At 64.3% G+C, this 11778-nt stretch carries 11 protein-coding genes and 1 tRNA gene; 10 read left to right on the top strand and 2 right to left on the bottom strand.

Annotated elements, in window-relative coordinates:
* Positions 1–25: 25 nt before the first annotated feature.
* From AC3XQU_RS05045 to AC3XQU_RS05035, 3 genes are read left to right on the top strand one after another with little or no spacing between them, the layout of a single operon-like run.
* Positions 26–832 (top strand): MlaE family ABC transporter permease, encoded by an 807-nt coding sequence (locus AC3XQU_RS05045; protein ID WP_489873045.1) that lies wholly within the window; start codon positions 26–28, stop codon positions 830–832.
* 14 nt (positions 833–846) lie between these two features.
* Positions 847–1779, top strand: coding sequence for an MlaD family protein (locus tag AC3XQU_RS05040; RefSeq protein WP_489873044.1), 933 nt, complete (start codon positions 847–849; stop codon positions 1777–1779).
* The gene (locus AC3XQU_RS05035) at positions 1776–2408 is read left to right on the top strand and encodes a hypothetical protein (protein ID WP_489873043.1); all 633 of its coding nucleotides are present in this window, start codon (positions 1776–1778) and stop codon (positions 2406–2408) included. The genes AC3XQU_RS05040 and AC3XQU_RS05035 overlap by 4 nt, the downstream gene beginning before the upstream one ends.
* On the opposite strand, the gene AC3XQU_RS05030 is transcribed toward AC3XQU_RS05035, so the two are convergent.
* Entirely contained in the window at positions 2405–3358 is a 954-nt protein-coding gene (locus AC3XQU_RS05030) for an NAD(P)/FAD-dependent oxidoreductase (RefSeq protein WP_489873042.1), read from the bottom strand. The genes AC3XQU_RS05035 and AC3XQU_RS05030 overlap by 4 nt on opposite strands.
* 69 nt (positions 3359–3427) lie before the next feature.
* Complete coding sequence (locus AC3XQU_RS05025; protein WP_489873041.1) at positions 3428–4360, bottom strand: cation diffusion facilitator family transporter; 933 nt, start codon at positions 4358–4360, stop codon at positions 3428–3430.
* A 134-nt stretch (positions 4361–4494) separates the two neighbouring features.
* On the opposite strand from AC3XQU_RS05025, the gene AC3XQU_RS05020 reads away from it, so the two are divergent.
* The 7 genes from AC3XQU_RS05020 to pheT all read left to right on the top strand — a co-directional run bounded on the left by AC3XQU_RS05020 (position 4495) and on the right by pheT (position 11761).
* Positions 4495–4571, top strand: a tRNA-Val gene (locus AC3XQU_RS05020).
* Positions 4572–4809: 238 nt separating this feature from the next.
* Complete coding sequence (gene thrS / locus AC3XQU_RS05015) at positions 4810–6720, top strand: threonine--tRNA ligase (protein ID WP_489873040.1); 1911 nt, start codon at positions 4810–4812, stop codon at positions 6718–6720.
* Positions 6717–7277 carry a translation initiation factor IF-3 gene (gene infC, locus AC3XQU_RS05010; RefSeq protein WP_489873203.1) on the top strand — a complete coding sequence of 187 codons (561 nt, stop codon included), beginning with the start codon at positions 6717–6719 and terminating at the stop codon, positions 7275–7277. Before thrS ends, infC begins: the two co-directional genes overlap by 4 nt.
* Positions 7278–7569: 292 nt before the next feature.
* The gene (gene rpmI, locus AC3XQU_RS05005; RefSeq protein WP_057262756.1) at positions 7570–7767 is read left to right on the top strand and encodes a 50S ribosomal protein L35; all 198 of its coding nucleotides are present in this window, start codon (positions 7570–7572) and stop codon (positions 7765–7767) included.
* Positions 7768–7789: 22 nt separating this feature from the next.
* Complete coding sequence (gene rplT, locus AC3XQU_RS05000; RefSeq protein ID WP_171080635.1) at positions 7790–8149, top strand: 50S ribosomal protein L20; 360 nt, start codon at positions 7790–7792, stop codon at positions 8147–8149.
* 125 nt (positions 8150–8274) lie between these two features.
* Positions 8275–9291 (top strand): phenylalanine--tRNA ligase subunit alpha, encoded by a 1017-nt coding sequence (pheS, locus tag AC3XQU_RS04995; RefSeq protein ID WP_489873039.1) that lies wholly within the window; start codon positions 8275–8277, stop codon positions 9289–9291.
* 28 nt (positions 9292–9319) lie between these two features.
* On the top strand, positions 9320–11761 hold the full coding sequence (pheT, locus tag AC3XQU_RS04990; RefSeq protein WP_489873038.1) for a phenylalanine--tRNA ligase subunit beta: 2442 nt from the start codon (positions 9320–9322) through the stop codon (positions 11759–11761).
* Positions 11762–11778 lie beyond the last annotated feature (17 nt).

Here is an 11778-nt window from a genome sequence, read left to right as displayed (position 1 = left end):
TCCTAATCTGTATCATATTGACACCATGCGCCGAACCCTCAACCTCTATGCCCGGCCCAGCCTGTGGGGCCTGGCCGTCCTGCACTACCTGCGCAGCTGGTGGTACATGGTGCACCTGGGGGCGGTCGCCGTCGTGATGGCCTTGTCGCCCTCGACCTATAACCGCGAGAACCGCCTGGCTGCGGCGCGCCACATCTACGCCAGCACCTGGCAGGTCCTGCCCTGGTTCACTTTGGCCTCCGCGCTCATCAGCCTGGTCATCATCCGCATCGTGCTGGTCACGGCCAAGAGCTATGGCCTGTCCCATTTCGCGCTCGAGATGGTGGTGCGGGTGCTGGTGCTCGAGCTGATTCCGCTGGCCGCCGCGCTGTTCGTGGCCCTGCGTGCCAGCATGGCCTTCGACGCCTCGGCGCTGGGCCTGGCGCGCGCCGGCATGTCGCCGCAGGCCGCCAACGACGAGGCGCTGCGGCGCATGCGGCGCGACATGGTGCCGCAGCTGCTGGCCAATGCGGTGGCGGTGCTGAGCCTGGCCATGGTCACCTCTACCCTCGTGCTGGTGCTGGCCTACCTGAACGTCTACGGCCTGTCGCCCTGGGGCATGGGCGACTACACCCGCACCGTCGGGCGCGTGTTCGCCCCGGCCATCACGATCGGCTTCGTGCTCAAGACGGTGCTGTTCGGCCTGGCCGTGGCCCTGATCCCGACCGCCGCCATCCTGGAATTGCAGCGCTATCCGCGCCGCGTCGCCTTCACGGTGCAGCCCGGCGCGCTGCGCCTGCTGTTCGTGCTGCTGGTGATCGAAGGCGCTTCGCTCGCACTGAAATACATGTAAACAAGAGACCTGGAATGACAGAACCCCTGCCGGACGAACCGAAACACGTTGAGCTCAAGGCGATGATCCTGCTGGCGGCGATCGGTATCCTGATTGCCGCCTTCATCGGCTATGTGATGCATGCGCGCGGGGTGTTCGAGCCCACCCAGCGCCTGGTGCTGGAGACCGACGATTCGTCCGGCGTCATCCCCGGCATGGACATGACCTTCGCCGGCTTCCCGATCGGGCGGGTCAACCAGGTCGAACTGGCCCCGGACGGCAAGGTGCGCATCCTGGTCGACGTCACCAGCAAGGACGCCAAGTGGCTGCGCGTGTCCAGCGTGTTCACGCTGGAGTCGAGCATCGTCGGCGAGACCCGCCTGCGCGCCTTCACCGGCCTGCTCAACGACGCGCCCCTGCCGCCGAACGCGGTGCGTTCGGTGCTGCGCGGCGACGCGACCGCCGAGATCCCGCGCATCGTGGCCACCGCGCGCGCGCTGCTGGAAAACCTCGAGACCATGACGGCCACCGGTTCGGACATCAATGCGAGCCTGGCCAACATCAACAGTGTGACTGGCCGCATGTCCGGCCCCGGCGGTGTGCTGGGCGGGGTGCTGGGCGGCGACACGGAAGCGCGCAAGCTGCGCGAGGCGCTGGACCGCATCAACGGCTTGCTCGACAAGACCGACCGGCGCGTCTACGGCAAGGACGGCGTCATGGACGACGCCCAGGCCTCGATCCGACAGCTGCACGTGGTGCTCTCGGACGCCAGCACCACGCTGAAAAAGGTCGACGCGGTGCTGGTCGAGGCGCAGGCGGTCGGGGCGAACGCGCGCGTGGCGACCCAGGACCTGGGCGCGCTGCGCGGCGAAGTGGACGCCAGCCTGCGCAAGGTGAACCGCCTGGTCGACGAGATCAACCGCAAGTGGCCTTTCGCCCGCAGCAACCAGGAGATCAAGCTGCCATGAGAATGTTCGCACTATTGGCCGTGGCGCTGCTCGCGGGCTGCGCCGGCAAGCCCTTGCCCCCGGACTGGCAAAGCGACGCCAAGGGCGCGCTCGACGCTTCGGTCGACGATTACCTGAAAGGCAGCACGGCCGCCGCGCAGTCCGAATTTCGCGATGCGCGCCGCGCCACCGCCAGCACCGGCCGGCCGGACTACGTGGCGCAAGTGGAGCTGGTGCGCTGCGCGGCGCAGGTGGCGAGCCTGGATTTCGACGATTGTCCCGGTTACGCCGCGCTCGCTTTGGAAGCGGCGCCGGCGCAGCGAGCCTATGCCGATTACCTGTATGGCCGCTGGCAGGGGCTGGATGCGGCGCTGCTGCCCGAGCAGCACCGGCCCGTGGTCGCGAGCGGGCAAATTAGCAGCGTGGCCGATCCGCTCGCGCGCCTGGTTGCTGCCGGCGCCCTGTTCAAGGCCGGCCGCATGAGCCCTGAAGGCATCGTGCTGGCGATCGATACCGCCTCGAACCAGGGCTGGCGCCGGCCGCTTCTGGCATGGCTGGGGGTGCAGGCGCAACGGGCGCAAGCCGCCGGCGACGAACAGGAAGTGCAGCGTATCCGCCGGCGCATCGCCCTGGCATCGAACCAGTCCTAGATCGCGGGATCGAGAGCAGGGCGCAGCGCCCACGGCAGGGTGTTGTGGATGGTCGTCGCGGCGATTGCCGCCATCCCGGTCGCCACCGCGATCTGGTTCAGCCCGCGCGTGACGTCGCCGATCGCAAACAGGCCCGGCACCTGGGTGCGGCAATGGTCGTCCACCGGCAGCTTGCGGCATTCCACGGTTTCGGCGCCCAGGCTGCTGGCCAGGTCCGAGCGCGCATTCTCGCCCAGCATCGGGTAGAACACGTCGCAAGGATAATCCTCGCCATCCTTGGTGTGCAGGATGGGCTTCATGTCTTCGCTCATGGTCACCCCGGCCAGCGGCGACAGGATGTGGCGGACATTGGCGGCGGCCAGCTGCTGCTTTTCCTCGTCGTTGAGGGCCGATTCGGCGGTGCGCTCGAACAGCAGCACGTCGGCCGAGAAGGTGCGCATGAACAGGGCGTGGCCGACCGGGTTGATCTCGGAGGTGACCACGCCGATGCGCTTGTCGATCACGTCCCAGCCGTCGCAGACCGGGCACAGGCGCACGGCGCCGCTGCGCACCGCTTCGTCCCAGCGCTCGACCGGCATGCCGGCGTCAGCCACGCCGGTGGCCAGCAGCACGGTGAGCGCGCGCAGCTCGCAGCTCTCGCCGCCGTCCGCCGCGGCATACTCGGCAACAAAATGGCCGTCTTCCAGGCGCAGGCCGAGGATCTCGCCCGGCATCACGCTGCCGCCGTAATTGGCCAGCTGGGCGCGCAGGTTCCCGAGCAGTTCCAGGCCGTTGACCCCGTCGGGGAAGCCGGGATAGTTGTGCGAGACGGGAATCCACGACAGGCGGCTGTTGCCCTTGTCGACCAGGGCAATGTGGCGCGTGAAGCGGCGCAGGTAGATAGCGGCGGTCAGGCCGGCGGGGCCTCCACCAATGATGAGGGTATCGAATACAGTGCGGTCGCAGTCCATACGGCGATTATGCTCAGGCGCGCCCTGAGCGGCTATCGGCGCGCCAGCCAAGTGCGGGTAAGAGGGCGCTTACAGGGACTTGCCGCCCGCCGCTTCCGGCTGCAGGGTCACGTGGTCGATGCCGTGCCTGGCGCGCAGCATGGCGCGTACGGCGTCCAGCACGGCCGGCCATTGGTCGAGGCTGGCGATTTCCAGGTGGCCGATCAGGGCAGGGTGGCCAGGCGACATGTCCCAGACGTGAAGGTCGTGCACGTCCAGCACGCCGTCCACGCGCTTGAGGTCGGCGCCTACTTCCAGGTAGTCGATCCCGCCGGGCACGCCTTCCATCAGGAAGTGGTAGGACTCGCGCAGGATGCCGCTGGTCGAGCGCAGGATCAGGAGCGCCACGAAGAGCGACAGGATCGGGTCGATCCGCACCCAGTCGGGGAAGACATAGATGACGGCGCCGGCGACGATCGCGGCCAGCGAGCCGAGCAGGTCGCCCATCACGTTGACCAGGGCCGCACGGGTATTGATGCTCTGATTGTCGCGCGAGAGCACCCAGGCCACGGCCAGGTTGATGCAGGCGCCGATGCCCGCCACCACCAGCACGATGCCGCCCTGGACCGGCACCGGCTCCATCAGGCGCTGCACCGCCTGCCATGCGATCCAGGCGACCAGCAGCAGCATGGCCAGGCTGTTGACGAACGCGGCAAGCGCCTCGGCGCGCACGAAGCCGAAGGAATGGCGGGCCGAGGGCGGACGGCGCGCGATGGCCTGGGCCAGCAGGGCCAGGCCCAGGGCCGCCGCATCGGTCACCATGTGGCCGGCGTCGGCGATGAGGGCCAGCGAGTTCGAGATGAAGCCGGTCGCCACTTCGATCACGGCGAACAGCAGGGTCATGCCGAGGGCAACGGCCAGCGCGGTCTGGCTACGCCCTTCGATGGTGTGCGAATGGCGCGCGTCGCCGTCGAGGTGGGCGTGCAGGTGGGCGGACGAGCGTTCGGCGGGCTGGGCTGGCATCGTGTCGGGGGACGTTTTGTGATGCCCGAGAGTGTAGAGGAAAGGCCGGTCGCCGGGGCAGGCAGGCTCGCCGGGAAACTTTTTCCGTGACAAGCCTTGCGGAACAGGGGTGCGCTCCTTATAATGCAGGGATTGGGCGGTTAGTTCAGCTGGTTAGAATACTTGGTCGACATCCAAGGGGTCGCAGATTCGAATTCTGCACCGCCCACCAGAATACACAGGGTTTCCCCGATTGTTCGGGATCCCACAAGTAAGAGCGAGAAAGGCATCCACGGTTATGACACCGCGAACTACAACCTGGTTGTGGGGGAATCGCTAGACGCGGTATGGTGTTCTTTTGCTCAACACACTGAAATAAACGCGCCTGGTGCGCGTTTTTTTTCGTCCAACGGATTCAGCTTTCAAGATCTTTAACTTTTAGCGGCGCGGCGCGCCAATTGGAGAACAGCATGCTCAACGTTCGACTTCCAGATGGCTCCAGCCGTCAGTTCGACGGTCCCGTCACGGTCGCCCAGGTGGCGTCCAGTATTGCCACCAGCCTCGGCAAGGCCGCGCTCGCCGGCAAGGTCAACGGCAAGGTGGTCGATACTTCCTTCCTGATCGAGCAGGATGCCGACCTGGCCATCGTCACCGACCGCGATCCGGAAGGCCTGGACGTGATCCGCCACTCGACCGCCCACCTGCTGGCGCACGCGGTCAAGGAACTGTTCCCGGAAGCCCAGGTCACCATCGGGCCGGTCATCGAGAACGGCTTCTACTACGACTTCTCGTACAAGCGCCCGTTCACCCCGGACGACCTGGCCAAGATCGAAAAGAAGATGGTCGAGCTGGCCAAGAAGGACGAGCCGGTCACCCGCAAGGTGCTGCCGCGCGATGAAGCCGTCGCGTACTTCAAGTCGATCGGCGAAGAGTACAAGGCCGAGATCATCTCCTCGATCCCGGCCGGCGAAGACGTCTCGCTGTATTCGGAAGGCAGCTTCACCGACCTGTGCCGCGGCCCGCACGTGCCGTCTTCGGGCAAGCTGAAGGTGTTCAAGCTGATGAAGCTGGCCGGCGCCTACTGGCGCGGCGACTCCAAGAACGAGATGCTGCAGCGCGTGTATGGCACCGCCTGGGCCAAGAAGGAAGACCAGGAGCAGTACCTGCACATGCTGGAAGAGGCGGAAAAGCGCGATCACCGTAAACTGGGCAAGGCGCTGGACCTGTTCCACTTCCAGGAAGAAGCTCCGGGCCTGATCTTCTGGCACCCGAAGGGCTGGACCGTGTGGCAGCAGGTGGAGCAGTACATGCGCCACAAATACCAAGTCAACGGCTACGACGAAGTCAAGGCGCCGCAGATCCTGGACGTGACCCTGTGGCAGAAGACCGGCCACTGGGACAACTATCGCGAGAACATGTTCACCACCGAGTCGGAGAACCGATCGTACGCCCTGAAGCCGATGAACTGCCCGGGCCACGTGCAGATCTATAACTCGGGCATGAAGAGCTACCGCGACCTGCCGCTGCGCTACGGCGAGTTCGGCCAGTGCCACCGCAACGAGTCCTCGGGCGCGCTGCACGGCATCATGCGCGTGCGCGGCTTCACCCAGGACGACGGCCACGTGTTCTGCACCGAAGAGCAGATCGAGGCGGAAGTCACCGCCTTCCACGCCCAGGCGATGGAAGTGTACGACGACTTCGGCTTCAACAACATCGACGTCAAGCTCGCGCTGCGTCCGGAATCCCGCATCGGCACCGACGAAGTGTGGGACGAGGCCGAAGAAGCGCTGCGCTCGGCGCTGCGCGCCTGCGGCGTGGAGTGGACCGAGTTGCCGGGCGAGGGCGCCTTCTACGGCCCGAAGATCGAATACCACCTGAAGGACAGCCTGGGCCGCCCGTGGCAGGTCGGCACCATGCAGGTCGACTTCTCGATGCCGGGCCGCCTCGGCGCCGAATATGTCGCCGAAGACAATACCCGCAAGGTGCCGGTGATGCTGCACCGTGCGATCGTCGGATCGATGGAACGTTTCATCGGCATCCTGATCGAAAACTACGCCGGCGCGCTGCCGCTGTGGCTGGCGCCGGTCCAGGTGGCGGTGCTGAACATCTCGGATGCGCAGGCCGATTACGTGAAAGAAGTCGCGGCGAAGCTGAAGAAAGCCGGACTGCGCGTTCACGCTGATTTGCGGAACGAGAAGATTACTTATAAAATACGTGAGCATTCCGTGCAAAAGTTGCCATACATTCTAGTTATTGGCGACAAGGAACGGGAAGCCAACACTGTGGCCGTGCGTGCCCGCGGCAATGTCGACCTGGGCGTGATGCCTGTCGACGAGCTCGTGGAGCGTCTGGTGGCCGAAGTCGCCGCCAAGACGAAATAACGCCAGCCGACTCAAATACTTTCAAAGGAAACAACATAGCTACTGACAAGCAGAATCGCATCAACGGCGAAATCACCCATCCCGAAATGCGCCTGAACGGTGTAGAGAATGAACCACTGGGCATCGTCAGCCTGGCGGACGCGTTCCGCATGGCCGAAGAACTGAACGTCGACCTGGTCGAGATCGCGCCGACCGCGGTGCCGCCGGTCTGCCGCCTGATGGACTACGGCAAGTTCAAGTACTCCGAGCAGAAGAAGGCGCACGAAGCGAAGCTGAAGCAGAAGATCATCCAGGTCAAGGAAGTCAAATTCCGTCCGGGTACCGATGAAGGCGACTACAGCATCAAGCTGCGCAACCTCATCAAGTTCCTGGAAGAGGGCGACAAGACCAAGATCACGCTGCGTTTCCGCGGCCGTGAAATGGCGCACCAGGACATCGGCATGCGCATGCTCGAGCGCCTGCGCGGCGACCTGGAAGAAGTCGGCCAGGTCGAGCAGTTCCCGAAGCTCGAAGGCCGCCAGATGATCATGATCGTCGCGCCGAAGAAGAAGAAGTAATTCTTCGAGGACCGATTGCCGGGCCGGGTCCGGATGCCAGCGCACGCTGCATCCGGACCCGGCCCGCGTTCGTTTGTGGCATCCGGCCGCCAAAACCCTTTTCGCCTCCCAACAATTCCCCCGCGACCTGTGCTATCATCTGCGGTTCCTGTTTTTCGAAACAGGTTGTAGCCGGCGCGCGCAGCATTGCATGCCGACTGCAAGACAAGCGAAAGTAGGCATCCAAGAGCAGCATCGCTGCCACCTGCAATCCTGTCCCATATGAGGCTGTCCCTAGTCCGGACAGATGACTATGCCAAAAATGAAAACCAAAAGCAGCGCGAAGAAGCGTTTCCGCGTGCGTCCAGGTGGTACCGTCAAATCGGGTATGGCGTTCAAGCGTCACATCCTGACCAAGAAGACCACCAAGAACAAGCGTCAGCTGCGTGGCACCCGCAACATCAATGCGTCGGACGTGACCAGCGTTCTCCGCATGATGCCGTCTGCTTAATCTCACATACTAAGGAGCTAATATGCCTAGAGTTAAACGTGGGGTTACTGCACGTGCCCGTCACAAGAAAGTTCTTGCCCTTGCAAAAGGCTACCGTGGTCGCCGCAGCAAAGTATTCCGTGTTGCCAAGCAAGCAGTCATGCGCGCTGGCCAGTACGCATACCGCGATCGCCGCAACAAGAAGCGCGTCTTCCGCGCACTGTGGATCACCCGTATCAACGCAGCGTCGCGTTCGCACGGCATGACCTACAGCGTGTTCATGAACGGCCTGAAGAAGTCCGGAATTGAACTGGACCGTAAAGTCCTGGCCGACATGGCAGTGCATGACAAGCCGGCATTCGCCGCGATTGTCAGCGCCGTCCAGGCCAAGCTGGCTGCTTGATTTAGCTAGCTAGTCCAGTATCGCGTTCAGCAATGAGCGTGATGCGAAAAGAGCGGGGCACAGTTAAACCTGTGCCCCGTTTTTGATTGTGGCTCCTGCCACCCCCAAACAGGAAAAGAACAAGCATGCATACGCTGGAAGAATTGGTTGTCGCGGCCCAGGCTGACTTTAGCGCCGCGCTGGATGCCGCCGCGCTCGAAAATGCAAAAGCCAAGTACCTCGGCAAGACCGGCCAGGTCACCGACCTGATGAAGGGTCTCGGCAAGCTCGACCCTGAACAGCGCAAGGCGCAGGGCGCCCTGATCAATGCCGCAAAAGAAAAAATCGAAAGCGCATTGACCGGCCGCCGCGAAGCGCTGGCCATGGCCCAGCTGCAAGAGCGTTTGAATGCAGAGGCGATCGACGTGACCCTGCCGGGCCGCGGCCGCAGCAAGGGCGGCCTGCACCCGGTGATGCGCACCTGGGAGCGCGTCGAGCAGATCTTCCGCTCGATCGGTTTCGACGTGGCCGACGGCCCCGAAATCGAGAACGACTGGACCAATTTCACCGCCCTGAACAGCCCGGAAAACCACCCGGCCCGTTCGATGCAGGACACCTTCTACATCGAAGGCAATGACAGCACGGGCAAGCACTTGCTGCTGCGCACCCATACCAGTCCGATGCAGGTGCGCTACGCGCGCACGCATACGCCGCCGATCAAGGTGATCGCGCCGGGCCGCACCTACCGCGTCGACAGCGATGCCACCCACTCGCCGATGTTCCACCAGGTCGAAGGCCTGTGGATCGGCGAAGACATCTCGTTTGCCGACCTGAAAGGCGTGTACCTGAACTTCGTCAAGGCCTTCTTCGAGACCGACGACCTGCAGGTGCGTTTCCGTCCTTCCTACTTCCCGTTCACCGAACCGTCGGCCGAGATCGACATCGCCTTCGGTTCCGGTCCGCTCAAGGGCCGCTGGCTGGAAGTATCGGGCGCCGGCCAGGTCCATCCGACCGTGGTGCGCAACTTCGGGCTGGACCCGGAAAAGTTCATCGGTTTCGCCTTCGGCTCCGGCCTCGAGCGCCTGACCATGCTGCGTTATGGAATCAACGACCTGCGCCTGTTCTACGAAGGCGATCTGCGTTTCCTCAAACAGTTCAACTGACACCCTACGGCTACGAGGCAAAAAGAACATGCAATTCTCCGAAAACTGGCTCCGTTCCATGGTGAACCCATCGATGGGTTCGAATGAACTGTCCCACCTCCTGACGATGTCCGGCCTGGAAGTCGAGGAAGTCGAAGCCGTCGCGCCGCCGTTCTCGAACGTGGTCGTGGCCGAGGTCAAGGAAGTGGCCAAGCACCCGAACGCCGACCGCCTGAACGTGTGCCAGGTCGACGTCGGCACCGGCACCCTGCTCAACATCGTCTGCGGCGCGCCGAACGTGCGCGCGGGCATGAAGGCGATCTGCGCCATGTCCGGCGCCATGCTGCCGCCGGGCGCCGACGGCAAGCCCTTCGAGATCAAGACCGGTAAACTGCGCGGCGTCGAGTCGCAGGGCATGATGTGCTCGGCCAAGGAGCTGAAGATCTCGGAAGAGAGCAGCGGCCTGATGGAACTGCCTGCAGACGCGCCGGTCGGCACGAATATCCGCGACTACCTGGGCCTGGACGACCTGAAGTTCACCATCAAGCTCACCCCCAACAAGGCGGACTGCCTGTCGGTCCTGGGCGTGGCGCGCGAAGTGTCGGCCCTGACCGGCACGCCGCTGCACGTGCCGACCACCCGCCTGGTCCCGGTGACCCTGAGCGAAACCCTGCCCGTCAAGATTTCGGCGCCGGACCTGTGCGGCCGCTTCTCGGGCCGCGTCATCCGCGGCCTGGATGCGCGCGCCGCGACGCCCGACTGGATGAAGCAGCGCCTGGAGCGCAGCGGGCAGCGAAGCGTGTCGGCCCTGGTCGACATCTCGAACTACGTCATGCTCGAGCTGGGACGTCCGTCGCACGTGTTCGACATGAACAAGATCCACGGCGGCCTGGACGTGCGCTGGGGCCGCAAGGGCGAAAGCCTCAAGCTCCTCAACGGCAACACCGTCGAGGTCGACGAGTGGGTCGGCGTCATCGCCGACGATAAAGAAATTGAATCGCTGGCCGGCATCATGGGCGGCGACTCCACCGCCGTCACCCTGGACACCACCGACATCTACCTAGAAGCGGCCTTCTGGTGGCCCAGCGCCATCCAGGGCCGCGCCCGCAAGTACAACTTCTCGACCGATGCGGCGCACCGCTTCGAGCGCGGCGTCGACTACGCGACCACGGTCGAGCACATCGAGCGCATCACCGCGCTGATCGTGGACATCTGCGGCACCGCGGAGACGAAAGTCGGCCCGGTCGACGACCAGTCCGTCAACCTGCCGCAGCCCAAGGCGGTCGCCATGCGCACCGCGCGCGCCGCCAAGGTCATCGGCGTGCCGCTGACGGATGAGGTGGTGGCCGACATCTTCACCCGCCTGCAGCTGCCGTTCACGTTCGACTCCCGTAGCGACGGACCGGGCGTGTTCCACGTGACCTCGCCGTCCTACCGCTTCGACATCGAGATCGAGGAAGACCTGATCGAGGAAGTGGCGCGCGTCTACGGCTTCGAGAACATCCCGACCCGTCCGCCGGTCGCGCCGACCGCCATGCTGGTCGACCCGGAAAATACGCGCTCGCTGTTCGCGATCCGCCACCAGCTGGCCGACCTCGGCTACCAGGAAGTGGTCAACATGAGTTTCGTGGAAACGCAGTGGGAGCAGGATTTCGCCGGCAACAGCGACCCGATCCGCCTGCAGAACCCGATCGCCAGCCAGATGAGCGTGATGCGCTCGAACTTGGTGGGCAGCCTGGTCGCCAACGTGCGCTACAACATCAACCGCAAGGCCGGGCGCGTGCGCGTGTTCGAAGTCGGCGGCGTGTTCAAGCGCAACCCGGCGGTCCAGGACGGCCCGCTGTCGGTGGCCGGCTTCGAGCAGCCCAAGCGCGTCGCGGCGATTGCCTATGGCCCGGCGCTGGACGAGCAGTGGAGCGAGAAGAGCCGCGCCGTCGATTATTTCGACGTCAAGGCCGACCTCGAAGCCCTGTTCGCACCGGCTGCCTTGCGCTTCGTGAAGGGCGAGCATCCGGCGCTGCATCCGGGCCGCAGCGCCATCGTCGAATTGGGCGGCAAGCAGATCGGCTTCATCGGCGAGCTGCACCCGCGCTGGCTGCAGCAGTACGACCTGCCGCAGGCGCCGGTCCTGTTCGAAGTCGACGCCGATGCGCTGCGCCAGCGCAGCGTGCCGGCCTATGCCGAGATTTCGCGCTTCCCGGGCGCCACGCGCGACCTGGCGCTGGTGGTCAAGCAGGGCGTTCCGGCCCAGGATGTGCTGGACGCCTTCCAGGCCGAGATTACCTCGAATCCTTCTGGAAAGATCGTGCAAGCCGTTGTTTTGTTTGATGAATACCGCGGCAAGGGTTTGGAGACGGATGAAAAAAGTCTTGCTTTCCGCTTTAGCTTGCAAGATACTCAATCGACGCTGCAAGACGAGGCGGTGGATGCCATCATGGCTGCAATTGCCCAGGCTGCCGAGGCAAAACTCGGCGCCAGGTTGCGTTCGTAATCTTCCAAAACACAGCT

The organism is Telluria sp. AZSoR62 (assembly GCF_058111565.1).
The sequence above is the reverse complement of the archived record's forward strand: the minus strand, read 5'-3'. Positions and strand labels throughout refer to the sequence as shown.

What these genes read in the sequence shown, in the direction of transcription:
- AC3XQU_RS05035 (WP_489873043.1), top strand. Translation starts at nt 1,776, where the DNA reads ATGAGAATGTTCGCACTATTGGCCGTGGCGCTGCTCGCGGGCTGCGCC.
- AC3XQU_RS05045 (WP_489873045.1), top strand. Translation starts at nt 26, where the DNA reads ATGCGCCGAACCCTCAACCTCTATGCCCGGCCCAGCCTGTGGGGCCTG.
- AC3XQU_RS05025 (WP_489873041.1), bottom strand. Translation starts at nt 4,360, where the DNA reads ATGCCAGCCCAGCCCGCCGAACGCTCGTCCGCCCACCTGCACGCCCAC.
- AC3XQU_RS05030 (WP_489873042.1), bottom strand. Translation starts at nt 3,358, where the DNA reads ATGGACTGCGACCGCACTGTATTCGATACCCTCATCATTGGTGGAGGC.
- rpmI (WP_057262756.1), top strand. Translation starts at nt 7,570, where the DNA reads ATGCCAAAAATGAAAACCAAAAGCAGCGCGAAGAAGCGTTTCCGCGTG.
- AC3XQU_RS05040 (WP_489873044.1), top strand. Translation starts at nt 847, where the DNA reads ATGACAGAACCCCTGCCGGACGAACCGAAACACGTTGAGCTCAAGGCG.
- pheT (WP_489873038.1), top strand. Translation starts at nt 9,320, where the DNA reads ATGCAATTCTCCGAAAACTGGCTCCGTTCCATGGTGAACCCATCGATG.
- thrS (WP_489873040.1), top strand. Translation starts at nt 4,810, where the DNA reads ATGCTCAACGTTCGACTTCCAGATGGCTCCAGCCGTCAGTTCGACGGT.
- pheS (WP_489873039.1), top strand. Translation starts at nt 8,275, where the DNA reads ATGCATACGCTGGAAGAATTGGTTGTCGCGGCCCAGGCTGACTTTAGC.
- rplT (WP_171080635.1), top strand. Translation starts at nt 7,790, where the DNA reads ATGCCTAGAGTTAAACGTGGGGTTACTGCACGTGCCCGTCACAAGAAA.